General features: G+C 70.1%; 16 protein-coding genes. 5 read left to right on the top strand and 11 right to left on the bottom strand.

Annotated features, from left to right (window positions below):
- The first annotated feature begins 2 nt into the window (after nt 1–2).
- From modA to E5198_RS05295, 4 genes are all read left to right on the top strand, one after another.
- Nucleotides 3–758, top strand: coding sequence for a molybdate ABC transporter substrate-binding protein (gene modA, locus E5198_RS05310; protein ID WP_136488971.1), 756 nt, complete (start codon nt 3–5; stop codon nt 756–758).
- 15 nt (nt 759–773) lie between these two features.
- The gene (gene modB / locus E5198_RS05305; RefSeq protein WP_136488970.1) at nt 774–1,454 is read left to right on the top strand and encodes a molybdate ABC transporter permease subunit; all 681 of its coding nucleotides are present in this window, start codon (nt 774–776) and stop codon (nt 1,452–1,454) included.
- Nucleotides 1,455–1,473: 19 nt separating this feature from the next.
- Nucleotides 1,474–2,619, top strand: a complete 1,146-nt coding sequence (gene modC / locus E5198_RS05300; protein WP_136488969.1) for a molybdenum ABC transporter ATP-binding protein — start codon at nt 1,474–1,476, stop codon at nt 2,617–2,619.
- A gap of 71 nt (nt 2,620–2,690) precedes the next feature.
- The gene (locus E5198_RS05295) at nt 2,691–2,969 is read left to right on the top strand and encodes a hypothetical protein (RefSeq protein WP_136488968.1); all 279 of its coding nucleotides are present in this window, start codon (nt 2,691–2,693) and stop codon (nt 2,967–2,969) included.
- Between the two features lie 4 nt (nt 2,970–2,973).
- On the opposite strand, the gene E5198_RS05290 is transcribed toward E5198_RS05295, so the two are convergent.
- Nucleotides 2,974–3,783, bottom strand: a complete 810-nt coding sequence (locus tag E5198_RS05290) for a cytochrome c (protein WP_136488967.1) — start codon at nt 3,781–3,783, stop codon at nt 2,974–2,976.
- Between the two features lie 101 nt (nt 3,784–3,884).
- On the opposite strand from E5198_RS05290, the gene E5198_RS05285 reads away from it, so the two are divergent.
- Nucleotides 3,885–4,772, top strand: a complete 888-nt coding sequence (locus E5198_RS05285) for an AEC family transporter (protein WP_136488966.1) — start codon at nt 3,885–3,887, stop codon at nt 4,770–4,772.
- A gap of 569 nt (nt 4,773–5,341) precedes the next feature.
- Here E5198_RS05285 and cobA read toward each other — a convergent pair.
- The 10 genes from cobA to E5198_RS22320 form a co-directional block, all read right to left on the bottom strand.
- Nucleotides 5,342–6,106, bottom strand: a complete 765-nt coding sequence (cobA, locus tag E5198_RS05280) for a uroporphyrinogen-III C-methyltransferase (protein WP_136488965.1) — start codon at nt 6,104–6,106, stop codon at nt 5,342–5,344.
- 226 nt (nt 6,107–6,332) lie between these two features.
- A complete protein-coding gene (locus E5198_RS05275; RefSeq protein WP_136488964.1) occupies nt 6,333–9,035 on the bottom strand; it encodes a nitrate reductase in 2,703 nt (900 codons plus the stop codon).
- Between the two features lie 87 nt (nt 9,036–9,122).
- On the bottom strand, nt 9,123–9,440 hold the full coding sequence (nirD, locus tag E5198_RS05270; protein WP_136488963.1) for a nitrite reductase small subunit NirD: 318 nt from the start codon (nt 9,438–9,440) through the stop codon (nt 9,123–9,125).
- 115 nt (nt 9,441–9,555) lie between these two features.
- The gene (nirB, locus tag E5198_RS05265) at nt 9,556–12,006 is read right to left on the bottom strand and encodes a nitrite reductase large subunit NirB (protein ID WP_136488962.1); all 2,451 of its coding nucleotides are present in this window, start codon (nt 12,004–12,006) and stop codon (nt 9,556–9,558) included.
- 293 nt (nt 12,007–12,299) lie between these two features.
- Nucleotides 12,300–13,439, bottom strand: coding sequence for a TIGR03364 family FAD-dependent oxidoreductase (locus E5198_RS05260; RefSeq protein ID WP_136488961.1), 1,140 nt, complete (start codon nt 13,437–13,439; stop codon nt 12,300–12,302).
- 10 nt (nt 13,440–13,449) lie between these two features.
- Nucleotides 13,450–14,463, bottom strand: coding sequence for a putative 2-aminoethylphosphonate ABC transporter substrate-binding protein (locus E5198_RS05255; RefSeq protein ID WP_136488960.1), 1,014 nt, complete (start codon nt 14,461–14,463; stop codon nt 13,450–13,452).
- Between the two features lie 20 nt (nt 14,464–14,483).
- A complete protein-coding gene (locus tag E5198_RS05250; RefSeq protein WP_136488959.1) occupies nt 14,484–16,190 on the bottom strand; it encodes a putative 2-aminoethylphosphonate ABC transporter permease subunit in 1,707 nt (568 codons plus the stop codon).
- A 1-nt stretch (nt 16,191) separates the two neighbouring features.
- Nucleotides 16,192–17,241, bottom strand: coding sequence for a putative 2-aminoethylphosphonate ABC transporter ATP-binding protein (locus tag E5198_RS05245; RefSeq protein ID WP_136488958.1), 1,050 nt, complete (start codon nt 17,239–17,241; stop codon nt 16,192–16,194).
- A 124-nt stretch (nt 17,242–17,365) separates the two neighbouring features.
- Complete coding sequence (locus E5198_RS05240) at nt 17,366–18,232, bottom strand: LysR substrate-binding domain-containing protein (protein WP_256658997.1); 867 nt, start codon at nt 18,230–18,232, stop codon at nt 17,366–17,368.
- Between the two features lie 254 nt (nt 18,233–18,486).
- A partial coding sequence (locus E5198_RS22320) for a hypothetical protein (protein WP_372239867.1) occupies nt 18,487–18,563 on the bottom strand: 77 nt, incomplete at its 5' end.

Genomic DNA, 18,563 nt, shown 5'->3' with positions numbered 1-18,563 from the left:
CCATGAGCCTTTCGCTGTCCCGCCTGTCCGTTGCCCTGGGTTCCGTCCTGCTGGCCTGCGCCGCCCGGGCCGGTGAGGTGCAGGTCGCCGTCGCCGCCAACTTCACCGCGCCGATCAAGGAGATCGCCAGCGCCTTCGAGAAGGACACCGGCCACAAGCTGGTCGCCTCCTTCGGGCCCACCGGCGGTTTCTACGCGCAGATCCACAACGGCGCGCCCTTCGAGGTACTGCTCTCCGCCGACGACGGCACGCCGCAGAAGCTGGAGGAGGAGGGGGCCGGCGTGCCGGGTTCGCGCTTCACCTACGCCATCGGCAAGCTGGTGCTGTGGTCGGCCAGGCCGGACTACGTGGACGGCCGGGGCGAGGTGCTCAGGCAGGGCGGCTTCAGGCACCTGGCCATCGCCAACCCGAAGACCGCGCCCTACGGCCTGGCCGCCACCCAGGTGCTGGACAAGCTGGGGCTCAGGGCGACGCTGGCGCCTAAGCTGGTGGAAGGTGCCAACATCGCCCAGGCGCACCAGTTCGTCGCCACCGGCAATGCCGAGCTCGGTTTCGTCGCTCTGTCGCAGGTGTACAAGGATGGCCGGATCACCGGCGGCTCGGCCTGGCTGGTGCCGGCGGAGCTGCATGAGCCGATCCGTCAGGATGCGCTGATCCTCGCCAAGGGCAAGGACAACCCGGCAGCCCGGGCGCTGGTCGACTACCTCAAGGGCCCGCAGGCCGCCGCGGTGATCCGCGCCTACGGCTACGACCTCTGACCCGGAGCTGCGGCCATGCCACTGACCGCCCAGGATCTCGCCGCCATCCGTCTGACCCTGGAACTGGCGTCGTTGACCACCGTGCTGCTGCTGCTGATCGGCACGCCGATCGCCTGGTGGCTGGCGCGCACGCGCTCGCCGCTGAAGGGGCCGGTGGGGGCGGTGGTGGCCCTGCCGCTGGTGCTGCCGCCCACGGTGCTGGGCTTCTACCTGCTGGTGACCCTGGGACCGCACGGCCCGGTCGGCCAACTGACCCAGGCGCTGGGCCTCGGCACCCTGCCGTTCACCTTCGCCGGCCTGGTGGTCGGCTCGGTGTTCTATTCCATGCCCTTCGTGGTGCAGCCGCTGCAGAATGCCTTCGAGGCGATCGGCGAGCGTCCGCTGGAGGTAGCGGCGACCCTGCGCGCCGGCCCCTGGGACACCTTCTTCAGCGTGGTGCTGCCGCTGGCCCGGCCCGGCTTCATCACCGCCAGCATCCTCGGCTTCGCCCACACGGTGGGCGAGTTCGGCGTGGTGCTGATGATCGGCGGCAACATTCCCGAGCGCACGCGCACCGTGTCGGTGCAGATCTTCGATCACGTCGAGGCCATGGAGTACGCCCAGGCCCACTGGCTGGCCGGTGGCATGGTGCTGTTCTCCTTCCTCGTGCTGCTCGCGCTCTATTCCAGTCGCCGCGTCAAGGCGGGGCTGGGCTGATCCGGTGGAGGATTCTCGGATGTCCGCAGCTCTGGAACTCGCCGCCGCCAACAGCGCCAACACGGCCAGCGCGCCGGCCGATGGCATCCGTGCCCGTTTCCGCCTGGACTATGCCGGCTTCGTGCTGGATGTCGACCTGCAACTGCCCGGCCGTGGCGTCACCGCGCTGTTCGGCCACTCCGGCTCGGGCAAGACCACCTGCCTGCGCTGCGTCGCCGGCCTGGAGCGGGCGAGCGTGGCGCATCTCGAGGTCAACGGCGAGCTGTGGCAGGACAGCGAGCGCGGCCTGTTCGTGCCCACCCACCGCCGCGCCCTGGGCTACGTGTTCCAGGAGGCCAGCCTGTTCCCGCACCTGTCGGTGCGGCGCAACCTGGAGTACGGGCTGAAGCGCATCGACAAGGCGACGCAGCGGGTCTCCTGGGAGCGGGTCATCGAGCTGCTCGGCATCGGCCACCTGCTCGAGCGCATGCCCGGGCGGCTGTCCGGCGGCGAGCGGCAGCGGGTCGGCATCGCCCGCGCGCTGCTCACCAGTCCGCGCCTGCTGCTGATGGACGAGCCGCTGGCGGCGCTGGACCTCAAGCGCAAGCACGAGATCCTGCCCTACCTGGAGCGCCTGCACGACGAGCTGGACATCCCGGTGCTCTACGTCAGCCACTCGCCGGACGAGGTGGCGCGGCTGGCCGACCATGTGGTGCTGCTCGATCAGGGCCGGGTGGTCGCCCAGGGCCCCCTGCAGCAGACCCTGGCGCGCCTCGACCTGCCCACCGCCCTCGGCGAGGACGCCGGGGTGGTGATCGAGGCGCGGGTGGCCGACCACGATCCGGCCTACCACCTGACCCGCCTGGTCTTCCCCGGCGGCGCGGTGCTGGTCGCCCGGCGCCCCGAGGCGGTCGGCCACAAGCTGCGCTTTCGCGTGCATGCCCGCGACGTCAGCCTGGCGCTCAGCCGCTGCGAGGACAGCAGCATCACCAACGTGCTGGCCGCCACGGTGTGCGAGCTGGCCGAGGCCGACACCCCGGCCCACGTGCTGGTGCGCCTGGACGCTGGCGGCACGCCGCTGCTGGCGCGCATCACCCGCCGCTCCAGCGACCATCTCGGCCTGGCGCCGGGGTTGCAGCTGTGGGCGCAGATCAAGGCGGTGGCGCTGCTCGGCGAGGGGGGATGAAGGGGGCGTGTCCGCATGCGTGGCATTCATGCCCTAGACTTGGCGTATTTCCCCGTGCTGGAGACGTGCCAATGAAGAGCTGGATAGTGCTGCCGGTACTCGCCCTGACCCTGGTCGGTTGCGCCGGCAAGACGCAGAATCGCGATGGTTGCGCCTACTCGGTGGATGCCGCCTGGAAGGAGCTGGACATCGCCAAGGCCGAAGGCTTCGCCGGCACGGTCAGCTATTCCAAGGCCCTGTCGCTGATCACCGCGGCCAAGACCCAGCAGCAGTTCGAGGCCTACGACAGCTGCGTGAAGAAGGCCGAGCGGGCGCGCTACTACATCCGCGAGTCGCGCGCCGGGCGCTGACCGTTCAGTTGTCGGCGGCCACCTTGCGCCCGGCCATGTGGCGCAGGTAGGCCAGCAACTGGTCGAGCTGCGTCTCGCTCAGCGCCGCCTCGCCGAAGCCGGGCATGCGTGCCTGCGGCCAGTGGCGCAGGGCCTGCGGGTCGCGGATGTAGCGGCGCAGCAGGTCGGCGCGCAGGTATTCGGTGGGGTTGTAGGGCACGTTGAGGTCGGGGCCGAAGGCGGCGTCGCCCTGTTTGTTCAGGCGGTGGCAGGCCAGGCAGTGCTTCTGGAACTGGGCGAAGCCGAGGCTGACCGGATCGTCCGCCGCCAGTGCAGGATCGGGGCGCAGCGCCGGGAAGCGCTCGGCCACGGCGGGGAACACGCGCAGGCGCACCATGCGGAACGGCCACTGCTCGGGGCCGATCTGCTCGGCCTCCGGATTGGTCCACACCAGGTAGAAGGGGCCGGCGCTGCGGCCGGCCTTGCCCAGCGCCGGCCAGGGTGCGGCCGGGTCCTCCACCGCCAGCCAGGCGCGCGCGCCGGGGGCGTCGAGCAGCGCGGCGGCGGGCAGTTCGGCGGCGAAGCCGTCGTCGGCCACCGCCTGCAGATGGTCGCCGGGTCGCACGCCCGGCAGCAGTTCGGCCAGCGGCAGCGCGCGGTAGCGCATGGCGCGCTTGTAGCTGACGTCGGCGGGGATCTCGATCTCGCGGCTGGCCGGATGGGCCAGCAGCTCGGCGCTGGCGTAGCGGCGCGGGCCGTCGGCCAGCTCCACCAGCAGTTCGGCGGCGCCGGCCAGGGGGGCGAGCAGGACCAGCAGCAGCGGCAGGAGGCGCATGGCAGAGCTTCCGACAGGGGGACGATGACGCGCAGCCTAGCAAACTTGGCAGGGCGCGTCCCCGGCGCGTAGCATCGGCTTCTTTTGCGCAAGGACAGGACATGCTGGCCGAGTTGTTCGCCGTGATGGCGCCGGTGCTGATCGTCGCCGGGATCGGATATGGCTGGGTGCGTTCGGGACAGGGCTACCCCACCGACTTCGTCGCCCGCCTGGTACTCAACGTCGGCACGCCCTGCCTGGTGCTGTCGACCCTCAGCCGCACCGAGGTGGACGTCCAGGCCTTCAGCCAGATGGCTTTGGCGTGCGTGGCGGTGTCGCTGGTCATGGGCCTGATCGGCCTGGCCCTCAGCCGCGCCATGGCCCAGGACTGGAAGGTGCTGGTGCCGGCCTACCTGTTCCCCAATACCGGCAACATGGGCCTGCCGATCAGCCTGTACGCCTTCGGCGAGCAGGGCCTGGCGCTGGCAGTGGCCTTCTTCCTGATGCTCTCGGTCGGCCACTTCACCCTCGGCATGATCCTCTCCGGTGCCGAGCGCTCGTGGCGCAGGCTGCTGGTCAACCCGATCATCCTCAGCCTGTGTGCGGCGCTGGCGGTGATGCTGCTGGACCTCGAACTGCCGCGCTGGCTGGCCAACACGGTCAACCTGCTGGGCGGCCTGGCGATCCCGATGATGCTGATCACCCTCGGCGTGTCGCTGGCGAGCATCCGCGTGCAGCACATCGGTCGCGGCATGCTGCTGGGCGCGCTGCGGATTCTCTGCGGGGCGGCGGTGGGCTGGGGGATGGGCGTGGCGCTGGGCCTCTCGCCGCTGGCGCACGGGGTGCTGGTGCTGCAGTCGGCGATGCCGGTGGCAGTGTTCAACTACCTGTTCGCCGTGCGCGCCAACCGCTCGCCGGAGGCGGTGGCGAGCCTGGTGATGTGTTCGACAGTGCTGTCGTTCGTGCTGCTGCCGCTGCTGCTGGCCTGGTGGATGCCGATCGCGCGCTGAAGCGACGCTCGGCGCCGTTTCAGCCGATCATTCGACTCAGGTTGGGCAGCACCAGCAGGAGGGTGATGGCGAACACGGCCAGGGCAGCCTGACGCCATTTGGTATTGAACTTGATCATTTCGGGGCCTGTTGTTTTTGTTGGCCTGTCGTTATCCACGCGGTCTGGCGTTGCCGCTCGAGTCCTGGTGCACCGCGCAAAGTTTGTCAGTGCCACTCTAGATGCAGAATGCACGCCAGATTAGATGTTTTCGATGCAAAAAGTTTCCCGAGCTGCCAGCTGGGTTATCGGCTGGTCCGCAGATGCCTGCCGAGGCCTGATGCAGAGCCGTTGCGCTGCCGCAGCGGGGTGAGCCGCGGCGCTTTGACCGTTGGTCGGGATTTTGGCGGTGCGGCACGCTTGTCCGTTTTCCGCCGCGCGATGTGCGGGCGAATGTTACCACAGGTAGCGGTGACGACGGCGTGACGGCGGCGCCCCCAGTCCGTGCGGAGGCGCGGCCAACCGCCGCACTTGCGGGGCGGTCCGCTCCATGCAGGGCTTCGCGCGTGTTGCAGGCGTGGGGCGGCCAGGCTCAGCGCATGCCGACCGCCGCGAGCAGGTCGCTCGGCTCGGTCTGCTCGGCATTCTGACGGGCTGCTGCCACCTCGCCGATCACCAGGATCGCCGGGCTCTGCAGGCGGAAGGCGGCGGCGTCCTCCCGCATGGCGCCGAGGCTGCTGCGGCACTCGCGCTGCCGCGGCAGCGAGGCGTTCTCGATCATCGCCACCGGCATGGCGGCGGGCATGCCGCCGGCCAGCAGACCGTCGCGGATGTCGGCCAGCTTGGCCACGCCCATGTACACCACCAGGGTGGTGCCGCCCTGGGCTAGCGCCGGCCAGTTGAGGCTGCTGTCGTCCTGGGTGTGGGCGGTGACCAGGGTCACGCCACGGGCGACACCGCGCAGGGTCAGCGGGATGCCGCACTGGGTGGCGCCTGCCAGGCCCGCGGTGATGCCGTTGACGATCTCGCTGGCCACGCCGCGCTCGGCCAGCCAGTCGGCCTCCTCGCTGCCGCGGCCGAAGATGCACGGGTCGCCGCCCTTCAGGCGCGCCACGCACTTGCCCTGGCGGGCGTAGCGCAGCATCAGGCGGTGGATGAACTCCTGCGGGGTGGAGCGGCAGCCGCCGCGCTTGCCGACGCCGATCACCCGGGCCTGCGGGCAGTGTGCGAGCACCGCCGGGTTGACCAGGTCGTCGATCAGCACCACCTCTGCCTCGCCCAAGGCGCGCACGGCCTTGAGGGTCAGCAGTTCCGGATCGCCCGGGCCGGCACCGATCAGCCAGACTTTTGCGCTCATCTCTAACACCTCTCTCGTGTCGCTGGTCGGCGCTGCTGGCACCGGCCGGGCATTCGCTCTTCGTAGGGTGCGCAGTGCGCACCCCGTCGGGTTTGTGGTGCGCGTGGCGCACCCTACGGTTCGTTTCGGTGCCGGCATTTCGCGTCGGCGGGGGCTCAGCGACTCTTCGTAGGGTGCGCCGTGCGCACCCCGTCGGGGTTGCGGTGCGCGTGGCGCACCCTACGTTTCAGGCCGGGGCCTTCGCCAGCAGGCGCTTGATTTCCGGCACGCAGGAGCCGCAGCTGGTGCCGCACTTGAGTTCCTGCTTGAGGTCGTCGAGGTCGAGGCCGCGCTCGATGCCGGCGCGGATCGCCGCCTCGCTGACGTTCATGCAGCTGCACAGCGTCTTGCTCTTGCACGCCCCGGCGTTGCCCGGCGGGGTGCTCAGCGGGGCGAGCAGCCAGCGGCGCAGTTCGGCGTCGGCCTGGCCGTCTTCCCACAGCGCCTTCAGCCAGTCGCGCGCGGCGGTCTCGCCGGCCAGGCGGATGGCGACGATGCGCCCGTCCTCGATGCGCACGCGCTTGCCGACGGTGCGCCGCGGGTCGTCGTAGGCCAGCACCGGACCCTGGTCGAGGCCGAGCAGGGCGTCGATCCGGGCCAGCAGGGCGGCGTCGGGCGCCACCGCGCTGGCGGCCTTGACCAAGAGGGCCGGGCGCTCGCGGCCGGTGAGGGTCAGGCTGGCGTAGGCGAAGTCGTCCAGCAGCGGGCGCAGCGCGGTGAAGCGCTGCTGCACGTCGCCCTCGACCAGGGCGAACAGCTGCCAGGGCAGCTCGACCTTCTCCGCCTCGACGCCGGCGTGCTTGAGTTCCGGCTGCTTGGACAGCGGGTCGTAGGCCGGCAGGGTCAGCACGTTGATGCCCAGGCCCTTGAGGAAACGGTCGCCCCAGTGCATCGGCAGGAAGGCCTGGCCGGGACGCACGCTGTCGTCGGCCTGTACCGGCAGGATCAGGCTGCCGCGGCGGCTGCGCAGCCTGACCAGGTCGCCGCTGGCCAGGCGCCGGCGGCGCAGTTCGTCCGGGTGCAGGCTGAGCGCGGCCTCCTCGACGTGGCCGAACAGCTGGGCGACGGTGCCGGTGCGGCTCATGCCGTGCCACTGGTCGCGCAGGCGGCCGGTGTTGAGGGTCAGCGGATAGCGCGCCTCGCGCTTCTCCTGCGGCGCGCGGAACGGGTCGGCGTGGAAGCGGGCGCGGCCACTGGCGGTGGGGAATACGCCGTCGGCGTACAGGCGCGGCGTGCCGCTCAGCGCGCCGGCCGGGAACGGCCACTGCTGCGGGCCGAGGTCGTCGAGCAGCGCATGGCTGAGGCCGGACAGGTCGAGGTCGCGGCCGGCGGTGAGCAGCTTGTACTCCTCGAACAGCGCGGCCGGGCCGGCGAAGTCGAACAGGCTCGGCTGGCCGGGGCGCAGCTGACGTTCCAGGCGGCGGGCGAAGTCGCAGGTGATCGCCCAGTCCGGCCGGGCTTCGCCGGCGGCCGCCACGGCGCGGCGTACGTGGCTGACGCGGCGCTCGGAGTTGGTCACCGAGCCTTCCTTCTCGCCCCAGCCGGCGGCGGGCAGCAGCAGGTCGGCGTAGCGGCAGGTCTCGGTGGTGGCGTAGGCCTCCTGCACCACCACGAACGGGCAGTTGCTGAGGGCCTCGTGGATCTTCTGCTGGTCGGGCAGCGACTGCGCCGGATTGGTGCAGGCGATCCACAGCGCCTTGACCTTGCCGACCCGCACCGCCTCGAACAGCTCGATGGCGCTCAGCCCGGTCGACTCCGGCAGGGCGTCGACGCCCCAGTAGCCGGCGACCTCGGCGCGGTGCTCGGCGTTGCCGGCCTCGCGGTGGCCGGGCAGCAGGTTGGCCAGGCTGCCGGTCTCGCGCCCGCCCATGGCGTTGGGCTGGCCGGTCAGCGAGAAGGGCCCGGCGCCGGGCTTGCCGATCTGTCCGGTGGCCAGGTGCAGGTTGATCAGCGCGCTGTTCTTGGCGCTGCCGCTGCTCGACTGGTTGAGGCCCATGCACCACAGCGACAGGAAGGACGGCGCCTGACCGATCAGTTCGGCGCACAGTTGCAGATTGTCGATGCTGATGCCGCAGATGTCGGCCACCGCCGCCGGGGTGTAGTCGCGCACCAGCTTCTTCAGCGCGTCGAAGCCTTCGGTGTGGGCGTCGATCCAGGCGCGGTCGATCCAGCCTTCCCAGAGCAGGATGTGCAGGATGCCGTGGCACAGCGCCACGTCGGTGCCGGGCAGGATCGCCAGGTGCAGGTCGGCCAGCTCGCAGGTGTCGGTGCGCCGCGGGTCGACCACGATGATCTTCATCTCCGGGCGGGCGGCCTTGGCCGCTTCCAGGCGACGGAACAGCACCGGATGGGCGTAGGCCATGTTGCTGCCGGCGATCAGCAGGCAATCGCTCTGCTCGATGTCCTCGTAGGAGCAGGGCGGCGCGTCGGCGCCCAGGCTGCGCTTGTAGCCGACCACCGCCGAGGACATGCACAGCCGCGAGTTGCTGTCGATATTGTTGGTGCCCACCAATGCTCTAGCCAGCTTGTTGAAGGCGTAGTAGTCCTCGGTGAGCAGCTGGCCGGAGATGTAGAAGGCCACGCTGTCCGGGCCGTGCTCGCGGATGGTCTCGGCGAACACGTGGGCGGCGTGGTCGAGGGCGCTGTCCCAGTCGGTGCGGGCGCGGGCCAGGTCCTTGCCCAGGCGCAGCTCGGGGTACAGCGCGCGGGCGGCCAGGTCGCCGGTCAGGTGCAGGGTCGAGCCCTTGCTGCACAGGCGGCCGTAGTTGGCCGGGTGCGCCGGGTCGCCCTGTACGCCGGTGATCCGCTCGCCGTCGTGCTCGATCAGCACGCCGCAGCCGACGCCGCAGTAGCAGCAGGTGGAGGCGGTGGTCTGGGTCGGCCGGGTCATGGCTGTCGCTCCGTCGTGGTTCAAGCGTAGGGTGCGCCGTGCGCACCGGATGGGCGTGTCTGGGGTGCGCGCGGCGCACCCTACGGGTCAGGCGCAGTCCTTCAGCGCCAGCAGCACGCGGCCGCCCTCGACCTTGACCGGGTACTTGTGGCTGCAGCCGACGTCCGGCTCCAGCGCCTCGCCGCTTTCCAGGTCGATCTGCCAGTTGTGCAGCGGGCAGGCGACGCGCTTGCCGTAGATCAGCCCCTGGGAGAGCGGGCCGCCCTTGTGCGGGCAGCGGTCGTCAATGGCGAACACTTCATCTGCGGAAGTCCTGAACAGCGCGATGTCGCCCTTGGGTCCGGCGACGATGCGCGCGCCGAGCACGTTGATCTCTTCCAGGGCACAGATATCCAGCCAGTTCATGTCGTTTCTCCTCAATCTCGTTCGGTCGCTCGCGGTGTGGGTGGCAGGTGCCGGTCCTGCCGGTGCGGCGCTTTCCTGGACGCCGACCGGCAGGACCCGCCCCTGGCAGGCGGGGTCAGGCGGGTTCCATCACCCTGACCGGGATGCGCTCGAACTCCTTCTTCAGCGCCGGGGTTTCGATCTGCTGCTTCCACGGGTCCTGTTCGAAGGTCAGGGCGAACAGCAGGCGCTGGTGCAGTTCCTTGCGGCGGGCCTCGTCCTCCAGGACGATCTTCTTGATGTGCTCGAGGCCGACGCGGTGCATGTAGTGCACGGTGCGCTCCAGGTAGAACGCCTCCTCGCGGTACAGCTGGAGGAAGGCCAGGCTGTATTCCATGACCTCCTCGGCAGTCTTCACCTTGACGAAGAACTCGCCGGCCTCGGTCTTGATGCCGCCGTTGCCGCCGACGTACAGCTCCCAGCCGGAATCCACGCCGATGATGCCGACGTCCTTGATGCCCGACTCGGCGCAGTTGCGCGGGCAGCCGGAGACCGCCAGCTTGACCTTGTGCGGCGACCACATGCCGAACAGCGCGTGCTCCAGGTCGATGCCCATCTGCGTCGAGTTCTGCGTGCCGAAGCGGCAGAACTCGGAGCCCACGCAGGTCTTCACGGTGCGGATGGACTTGCCGTAGGCGTGGCCGGAAGGCATGTCGAGGTCCTTCCACACCCCCGGCAGGTCTTCCTTCTTCACCCCGAGCAGGTCGATGCGCTGGCCGCCGGTGACCTTGACCATCGGGATGCTGTACTTGTCGGCGACGTCGGCGATGCGGCGCAGCTCGGACGGGTTGGTCACTCCGCCCCACATGCGCGGCACCACCGAGTAGGTGCCGTCCTTCTGGATGTTGGCGTGCGAGCGCTCGTTGATCAGGCGCGACTGCGGATCGTCCTTGGCCTCGCCCGGCCAGGTGGAGATCAGGTAGTAGTTGAGCGCCGGGCGGCAGGTGGCGCAGCCGTTGGGGGTGCGCCACTCCATGAAGGCCATGGTATCGGCCAGCGAGGTCAGGTGCTGCTCGCGGATGACCTTGCGCACCTGGCCATGGTTGTAGTCGGTGCAGCCGCACACCGGTTTCTCGCTCTTGGGCTTGACGTCGGCGGCGCCGCCGACGGTGTTGATCAGGATCTGCTCGACCAGGCCGGTGCACGAGCCGCAGGAGCTGGCCGCCTTGGTGTGCTTCTTGACCTCGTCGAGGCTGAACAGGCCGTGCTCCTGGATGGCCTTGACGATGGTGCCCTTGCACACGCCGTTGCAGCCGCACACTTCCATGTCGTCGGGCATCGCCGTGGCCTTGTCCTGGCCCTGGTGGCCGGCGTCGCCCAATGCATTTTCACCGAACATCAGGTGGTCGCGGATCTCGGCGACGTTGTGGCTCTCGCGGATCTGCCGGAAGTACCAGCTGCCGTCGGCGGTGTCGCCGTACAGGCAGGCGCCGACCAGCACGTCGTCCCTGATCACCAGCTTCTTGTACACGCCGCCGATGGGGTCGGAGAGGGTGATGGTCTCGGTGCCGTCCGCGCCCATGAAGTCGCCGGCGGAGAACAGGTCGATGCCGGTGACCTTGAGCTTGGTCGAGGTCACCGAGCCTTCGTAGCGGGCGAAGCCGAGCTGGGCCAGGTGGTTGGCGCACACCTTGGCCTGCTCGAACAGCGGGGCGACCAGGCCGTAGGCGATGCCGCGGTGGTTGGCGCACTCGCCGACCGAGTAGATGCGCGGGTCGTAGGTCTGCAGGGTGTCGTCGACCAGGATGCCGCGGTTGCACGGCAGGCCGGCGCGCTCGGCCAGCTCGGTGTTGGGGCGGATGCCGGCGGCCATCACCACCAGGTCGGCGGGGATCACGTCGCCGTTGGCGAACTGGGCGGCGCACACGCGGCCGTCGCCGTCGTCGAGCAGGGCGGCGGTCTGGGTGCTCAGGCGGAACTGGATGCCGCGCGCCTCCAGGGCGCTCTGCAGCAGCTGGCCGGCGGTCCTGTCGAGCTGGCGCTCGAGCAGCCAGTCGCCGAGGTGCACCACGGTGACGTCCATGCCGCGCAGCTTCAGACCGTTGGCGGCTTCCAGGCCGAGCAGGCCGCCGCCGATCACCACGGCGTGCCTGTGGGTCTTGGCGGTTTCCATCATGGTCACGGTGTCGGCGATGTCGCGGTAGCCGATCACGCCCTGCAGGTCCTTGCCGGGGATCGGCAGGATGAACGGGTTGGAGCCGGTGGCGATGAGCAGGCGGTCGTAGTGCAGTTCGCTGCCGTCCTCGGCGATCACCTTGTGAGCGTGGCGGTCGATGTCGACCACCTTGCAGCCCAGGCGCAGGTCGATGCCGTTGTCCCTGTACCAGTCGAGGTCGTTGAGAATGATCTCCTCGAAGGTCTGTTCGCCGGCCAGCACCGGGGAGAGCAGGATGCGGTTGTAGTTGGGGTGCGGCTCGGCGCCGAACACGGTGATGTCGTACATGTCCGGCGCGAGCTTGAGCAGCTCCTCCAGGGTCCGCACCCCGGCCATGCCATTGCCGACCATCACCAGCTTGAGCTTGTTCATGGTTTCTCTCCCATCGCGGAAACCGACCTGCGAAAAACAAAAAAGGCGTCCTGCCGTTGCCAGCAGGACGCCTTTGTCCGGATCCCGAATCGCTCGGGGAGCGCGCCCCTCGCCGTTGAGGGTTACGCTCGATGAATTGTCGAATTCTCTAAAGCAGATAACGTGCCAGATTCTCTGATGCGGCTATTGGTGGAGTTTGCGCCGGGGAGTGCCTAATCGAGCGCATGGATCGGCACCGCTTTGATGCGGCTTGCGTCGTTATGGTGCGTGTCGGCTGGCCTTGACTCCTCCCGTCAGCCGGCCGGCTCGCCGAGCAGCGCCGCGATGGTCCGCTCGCCCAGCGCCGGGCCGACGCTCATGCCCAGGCCCGTATGCATCAGCACAGCGGTGACGCCCTCGGCGGCTTTGGTGACCGTGAACGGCGCCGGCCCGCGCCCGCCGTACACGCCCTGCCAGCGCTCGATCGCCCGCAGCGGGGTGGCCAGGGTGTGCTCGGCGAGCTGCAGCAGCAGCTTGTCGACTTCCTCGGCGTTGAACGGCGAGGCGTCCTGGCCGTAGTCGTGGGAGTCGCCGATGATCAGCTCGCCACTCGGCGTCGGGCTGACCAGCAGGTGGATGCCGAAGCGCTCCAGCGCCGGGCACTCGCGGCGGATCTGCGCGCGCACCGCCTCGGCCTCCGGCAGGTCGGCGAAGGCGCCGTAGTGCACGCCGGACAGGCCGGTGAGCACCGCGTGCTGCAGGTCCAGCGCCTGCTGCGGGGCGACGCGCAGCATCTGCAGTCGGCAGACCTGCGGCTCCAACGCGCGCAGCTGCTCGGCCAGCAGGGTCAGGTAGTCGTGGCCGGAGCAGACCAGGATCTGCCCTGCGCGGAAGCGCCCGGCAGTGGTGTGCAGCAGGCCCGGCTCGACGTCGCGCACCAGGGTGGCGAAGTGGAACTCCACGCCGTGCTCGCGAGCCAGCCAGGCGGCCAGCGCCGGGAGCGCCTCGCGCGAGTACAGCTGCTGGTCGTCGAAGCCGTGCAGGGCGGCGCGGTGGTGGCGGAAGCGGCCGGCGTAGATGCTGCCCAGTGCCTCGCGGCCGAGCAGCTCGACGCGGTAGCCGTGCGCGCGGGCGCGGCCGGCGCAGAAGGCTTCCAGCAGCCGTTCCTCGGCTTCGCTGCGGGCGAACAGCAACGAGCCCTCGCGCTTGACCGCGAAGCCCGCGGCCTGCGCCCAGCCGGCCCAGAGCGGCCGGCTGGCGCGGGCCAGCTCTAGCATCGGACCGGGCGCCTGGCCGGTGATCAGGCCCATGCCGAAGTTGCGCACCGAGGCGCCGAGGGCGCGCTCGCTGCGCTCGAACACGCGCACCTTGAGGCCGCGACGGGCGGCGGCATAGGCGTGGGCCAGGCCGAGGATGCCGGCGCCGACGATGGCGATGTCGCAGTGGTTGCTCATGCCGGGCTCCTCACTGCTTCTCGGACTTGCCGTCGTAGCGCTGGCGCCACTCGGCGAGGATGCGCTCGCGCTCCTTCGAGGCCCAGGCGAAGTCGTTGGCGATCAGGCGCTGCTCGTAGTCGGCCGGCAGCTCGCTGATGCGCTGGGCGATGCCCGGCTGGGCCAGCACGGCGAAGTTCTGGCTGTACAGCTGCATGGCCTCCGGGCTGGCGGAGAAGTCGGCGAGCTTGCGCGCCGCCTCCATGGCGTCGCTGCCCTTGAGGATGGCGGTCGCCTCGACCTCCCAGCCGAGGCCCTCCTTGGGCAGCACGATGTCCAGCGGCGCGCCCTGGCGCTGCAGCTGGATGGCCGGGTACTCGAAGGAGATGCCGATCGGGAACTCGCCGGCGGCGGCCAGCTTGCACGGCTTGGAGCCGGAGTGGGTGTACTGGCCGATGTTGGCGTGCAGCTTGTCCATGAACGCCCAGCCCTGCTGCTCGCCGAAGGTCTGCAGCCAGGCGCTGACGTCCAGGTAGCCGGTGCCGGAGGAGGCCGGGTTGGGCATGACGATCTTGCCCTGGTACACCGGGTCGGTCAGGTCTTCCCAGCGTATCGGCTTGGGCAGGCCCTGCTTCTCGGCCTCGACGTGGTTGAAGCACACGGTGGCGGCCCACACGTCCATGCCGACCCAGCTCGGCGGGTTGGCGGCGTCGCGGTACTTGGTATCGATGTTGGCGAGGTTCTGCGGCGCGTAGGCCTCCAGCATGCCCTGCTGGTCGAGGATCGCCAGGCTGGAGGCGGCCAGGCCCCAGACCGCGTCGGCCTGCGGGCGGTCCTTCTCGGCCAAGAGCTTGGCGGTGATGATGCCGGTGGAGTCGCGCACCCAGCGGATCTCGATGTCCGGGTGCTGTTTCTCGAAGGCTTCCTTGTAGGCCTTGAGCTGCTCCACCTCGAGGGCGGTGTAGACGGTCAGTTCGGTGGCGGCCTGGGCCTGCAGGCTGAGGCCGGCGGCAGCGGCGATGGCGAGGGCGAGACGCTTGAGCATGGTGGTTCTCCGGGAGTGAGTCAGGGGTTCGGGTCCTGGCGCCAGGCCTGGCTGCGGCGCAGTAGCCCGCGCGAGGCGGCGGCCAGCAGCAGGGACACGGCGGCGGAGGTGAGCAGGATCAGGGTGGACATGGCGGCGGCGCCGCCGACGTTGCCGGCGTCGTCCATGTTCAGCACGGCGATGGCGGCGAGCATGCTGTCCGGGCTGTAGAGGAAGATCACCGCCGACACCGTGGTCATCGCCGAGACGAACAGGTAGCGCACGATGTCCAGCAGCGCCGGCAGGCATAGCGGCAGGGTGACGCGCAGGTAGTGGCGATAGAGCGGTACGCGCAGCGACAGGGCAGCCGCCTCGAATTCGCCGTCGAGCTGGCGCAGCGCGGTGCTGGCGGTGATCTGCGCGGTGCTCAGGAAGTGCGCCACGGTGCAGACGGTGAGCAGCAGCAGGCTGCCGTACAGGCCGCCGAGCGGGTTGCCCGGCAGGTTGAAGAAGAACACGTAGCCGAGGCCGAGCACGAGACCGGGCACCGCCATGGGCACGAAGCACAGCAGACGCAGCGCCTGGGTGAGGGCGTCCTGGCGGGTCTTCTCCAGCAGCCAGGCGCCGGTGAAGATCAGGAAACCGCCGATCAGCGCGCTGGTGGAGGCCATCAGCAGGCTGTTGAAGTAGGGCTGCCAGCCGCCGGGCAGGTCGGCGAAGGCATAGTGGCGCAGCGACAGCGCCAGGTTGTACGGCCAGAACTTGACCAGCGAGGAGTACACCGCCATGCCGAACACCAGCAGGAGCAGGCTGCACAGGGCGATCACCACGGCGAGGAACACGGCGTCGCGGCGCGGCGCTGGCTGCGGGCGGAACAGCTGGGCGCGGCCGCTCATCGAGTCGCGCTGGCGGCGGCGCAGCCAGGCGTCGACCGCGAAGCTGAGCAGCGCCGGCACCAGCAGCACCAGGCCGATCAGCGCGCCGCGACCGAACTGCTGCTGGCCGACCACCGCCTTGTAGGCCTCCAGGGCCAGCACCTGGTAGTCGCCGCCGATCACCACCGGAACGCCGAAGTCGGTGATGGTCAGGGTGAACACCAGGCAGAAGGCGGCGAACACGCCCTGGCGGCTGCCCGGCCAGGTGATGCTGCGGAACGCCTTCCACGGCCCGGCGCCCATGCTCGCCGCGGCGTCGAACAGCCGTGCGTCGGCCAGCGCCAGCGCCGAGAGCAGGATCATCAGTGCGTGGGGGAAGGTGTAGATCACCTCGCCGAGGACGATGCCCCAGAAGCCGTAGATGTTGTCGGCCAGCAGCCCGCGCAGCAGGCCCTGGTTGCCGAACAGGTAGATCAGCGCGATGCCCGGCAGCATCGACGGCGCCAGCAGCGGCAGCAGCGAGATGCCGCGCCACAGGCCCTTGGCCGGGATCAGCGTGCGCTGCAGGGCGTAGGCGAACAGGTAGGCCAGCGGCACCACGATCAGCGCCACGGTCAGCGCCACCTTGAGACTGTTGCCGAGCAGCCAGCGGAAGTTGGCGCTGGCCAGCAGCTCGGCCGCGGCGGCCAGACCGCCGCCTTGGCCCGGCTCGCCGGCAAAGCCGCGCCAGAGCATGGCGGTCAGCGGCAGCAGCACGGCGAGGACGAGGAGGGCGAGCATCAGCCACTTGCCGCCGTCGACGAACAGGCGGTCGGCGCGGGCGCAGCGCAGGCCGGCGCGGGCGCCGGCGGGGAGGGTGAGGGTGCTGTGCATGTCAGGCGAACACCTGCAGGCGGTGCGGCGGCAGGGCGACCCACAGCTCGCCGGCCGGGTGCGGCAGCGCCTCGGGGGCGACCTCGGCCTGCAGGGCGTGGCCAGGCAGCTCGGCCAGCTCGAAGCTCAGCCGGCAGCGGTTGCCGAGGAAGGTGATCTCGCGCATCCGCGCACGGCACAGGTTCGGCTCGTGCACCGGCGGGTTGATGACAATGGCCTCGGGGCGGCAGAACAGCCGGCCGCGCTCGGCGCCGGCCGCCACCGGCAGGCGCAGGTCGAGGTTGCCGACCCGGGCGAAGCCCTCGCCGCTGCGCTCGAACGGCAGCCAGTTGCCCTGGCCGACGAACTCGGCGACGAACGGGCTGGCCGGCTGGGCGTAGATCTCCCTTGGGGTGGCGTACTGCTCGACGCGGCCGTGGTTCATCACCGCGATGCGGTCGGCCATCAGCATGGCCTCGTCCTGGTTGTGGGTGACCATCAGGGTGGTGATGCCGAGCTGGCGCTGCAGGGCGCGCAGCTCGGTGCACAGGTGCTCGCGCACGCGGGCGTCGAGCGCCGACATCGGCTCGTCAAGCAGCAGCAGCGAGGGCGCCGGGGCCAGCGCGCGGGCCAGGGCGACGCGCTGCTGCTGGCCGCCGGAGAGCTGGCCGGGATACTTCTTCTCGCTGCCGGTCAGGCCGACCAGCTCGAGCATCTGCGCGACCCGCGCGCGGATCGCCTCGCGCTCGCTGCCGGTCAGGCCATAGGCGATGTTCTGCTCGACGGTCAGGTTGGGGAACAGCGCGTAGGACTGGAACAGGATGCCGTAGTCGCGGGCCTGCGGCGGCAGCGCGGAGATGTTGCGGGCACCGATGTGCAGGGTGCCGCCGTCCTGGCGCTCGAGGCCGGCCACGCAGCGCAGCAGGGTAGTCTTGCCGCAGCCGGAGGGGCCGAGCAGGCAGACCAGCTCGCCGGCGGCGATGTCCAGGGACACGCCGTCGAGGGCGGTGAAGCTGCCGAAGCGCTTGCGCAGATCGTGCACGCGCAGGTGCGGGGTGGACGTGGGGAGCATGATGCGTTCCTCGTGGAGCGGTATGACGCGACGAGGGTCATGCTAGGCGGACTGTGCGAAAGCCCTGTGGCAGTTGGGCAAAACCTGCCGATGGATGCATCGGGATTTTTGTGAAGCCGGGTTTTCAGTCCGGCTGTGCGGCGGCCTCGCGGGCCACGGTGAGGAAGGCCGCCGGCAGGCGGGCCAGGCGGCGTTCCTTCAGGCAGTACAGGTATTCGACGATCTGCGGCGCGCCCTCCAGCGCCAGCACGCGCAGCTCCGGGCTGTGCGGCACCTCGTGACGGGCGATGATGCTGACGCCGATGTTGCGCAGCACCGCCTCGCGGATCGACTCGCGGCTGCCGATCTCCAGCAGTGCCTGCGGGCGCACGCCGGCATCCATGAGCATCCGCTCGGTCAGTTCGCGGGTGGTGGAGCCGGCCTCGCGCATCAGCAGGCAGTGGCGGGCCAGGGCGGCCAGCGGCACGCTGCTCAGCGCCGCCAGCGGATGCTCGCGGTGCACCGCCAGCACCAGTGGGTCGCGGCCCAGTTCCAGGCGCACCAGGCGCGGATCGTCGAGGCGCTGCGAGGAGGCGGCGAGGTCGACGCGGAACTCGTCGAGCGCCTCCAGCACCTCCTGGGAGTTGCCGATCTGCACCGCCACCTCGACGCTGGGCAGGCGCTCGCGGAAGCGCTTGAGCAGGTCGAGCACGTAGTAGGGCGCGGTGGCGCCGAGGCGCAGGCTGCCCTGCTGCTGGCCGCTGTTGCGCAGGAAGAACTCGATGTCGGCTTCCTGCTGCAGCAGCGCGCGCACCCTGGGCAGCAGCTCGGCGCCGGCATCGCTGAGGGTCAGCCGGCGGCCGCCGCGGTAGAACAGCTCGATGCCGTAGCGCGCCTCCAGCTGGCGGATCTGGGTGGTCACCGTCGGCTGACTGAGGCCGAGCTTCTTCGCCGCCTGGGTGATGCTGCCCAGTTGCGCCACCTGGTAGAAAGCCTTCAGTTCGCTGCTCAACGCCGTCGCTTCCGGGGATTGGGGGTTCATTTTAATGCCAGCCGTACTCCACTGGCAGCGGGAGAGCGGTCTGACCGGGCAACTGAGCGGCCCGGGGCTGCCGAAGTCGCGGCCGGAGCGCGGGGCATGGAAAAAAAGCGCGGCCGAAGCCGCGCTGTGAAGAGGTGCTGCCGGAAACTGAGGGAAACCGGCAGCCACCCCGGACGGCTCCGACCTGCCGACCCTTGCGTCGGGGCGCGTGGAGAACGGCAGGGTCAGAAGAAGCCCAGCGGCTTGATGTCGTAGCTGACCAGCAGGTTCTTGGTCTGCTGGTAGTGGTCGAGCATCATCT

This window comes from Pseudomonas sp. A-1, from assembly GCF_004801855.1.
GTDB lineage: Bacteria > Pseudomonadota > Gammaproteobacteria > Pseudomonadales > Pseudomonadaceae > Geopseudomonas.
This window is presented reverse-complemented; position numbering and strand designations above follow the sequence as displayed.

Excerpts from the sequence above, each read along its gene's own strand:
- E5198_RS05250 (WP_136488959.1), bottom strand. The coding sequence starts at position 16,190 with ATGCACAGCACCCTCACCCTCCCCGCCGGCGCCCGCGCCGGCCTGCGC.
- nirB (WP_136488962.1), bottom strand. The coding sequence starts at position 12,006 with ATGAACAAGCTCAAGCTGGTGATGGTCGGCAATGGCATGGCCGGGGTG.
- E5198_RS05295 (WP_136488968.1), top strand. The coding sequence starts at position 2,691 with ATGAAGAGCTGGATAGTGCTGCCGGTACTCGCCCTGACCCTGGTCGGT.
- nirD (WP_136488963.1), bottom strand. The coding sequence starts at position 9,440 with ATGAACTGGCTGGATATCTGTGCCCTGGAAGAGATCAACGTGCTCGGC.
- E5198_RS05260 (WP_136488961.1), bottom strand. The coding sequence starts at position 13,439 with ATGAGCAACCACTGCGACATCGCCATCGTCGGCGCCGGCATCCTCGGC.
- E5198_RS05285 (WP_136488966.1), top strand. The coding sequence starts at position 3,885 with ATGCTGGCCGAGTTGTTCGCCGTGATGGCGCCGGTGCTGATCGTCGCC.
- modB (WP_136488970.1), top strand. The coding sequence starts at position 774 with ATGCCACTGACCGCCCAGGATCTCGCCGCCATCCGTCTGACCCTGGAA.
- E5198_RS05275 (WP_136488964.1), bottom strand. The coding sequence starts at position 9,035 with ATGACCCGGCCGACCCAGACCACCGCCTCCACCTGCTGCTACTGCGGC.
- E5198_RS05245 (WP_136488958.1), bottom strand. The coding sequence starts at position 17,241 with ATGCTCCCCACGTCCACCCCGCACCTGCGCGTGCACGATCTGCGCAAG.
- modA (WP_136488971.1), top strand. The coding sequence starts at position 3 with ATGAGCCTTTCGCTGTCCCGCCTGTCCGTTGCCCTGGGTTCCGTCCTG.
- E5198_RS05255 (WP_136488960.1), bottom strand. The coding sequence starts at position 14,463 with ATGCTCAAGCGTCTCGCCCTCGCCATCGCCGCTGCCGCCGGCCTCAGC.
- modC (WP_136488969.1), top strand. The coding sequence starts at position 1,474 with ATGTCCGCAGCTCTGGAACTCGCCGCCGCCAACAGCGCCAACACGGCC.
- E5198_RS05290 (WP_136488967.1), bottom strand. The coding sequence starts at position 3,783 with ATGCGCCTCCTGCCGCTGCTGCTGGTCCTGCTCGCCCCCCTGGCCGGC.
- cobA (WP_136488965.1), bottom strand. The coding sequence starts at position 6,106 with ATGAGCGCAAAAGTCTGGCTGATCGGTGCCGGCCCGGGCGATCCGGAA.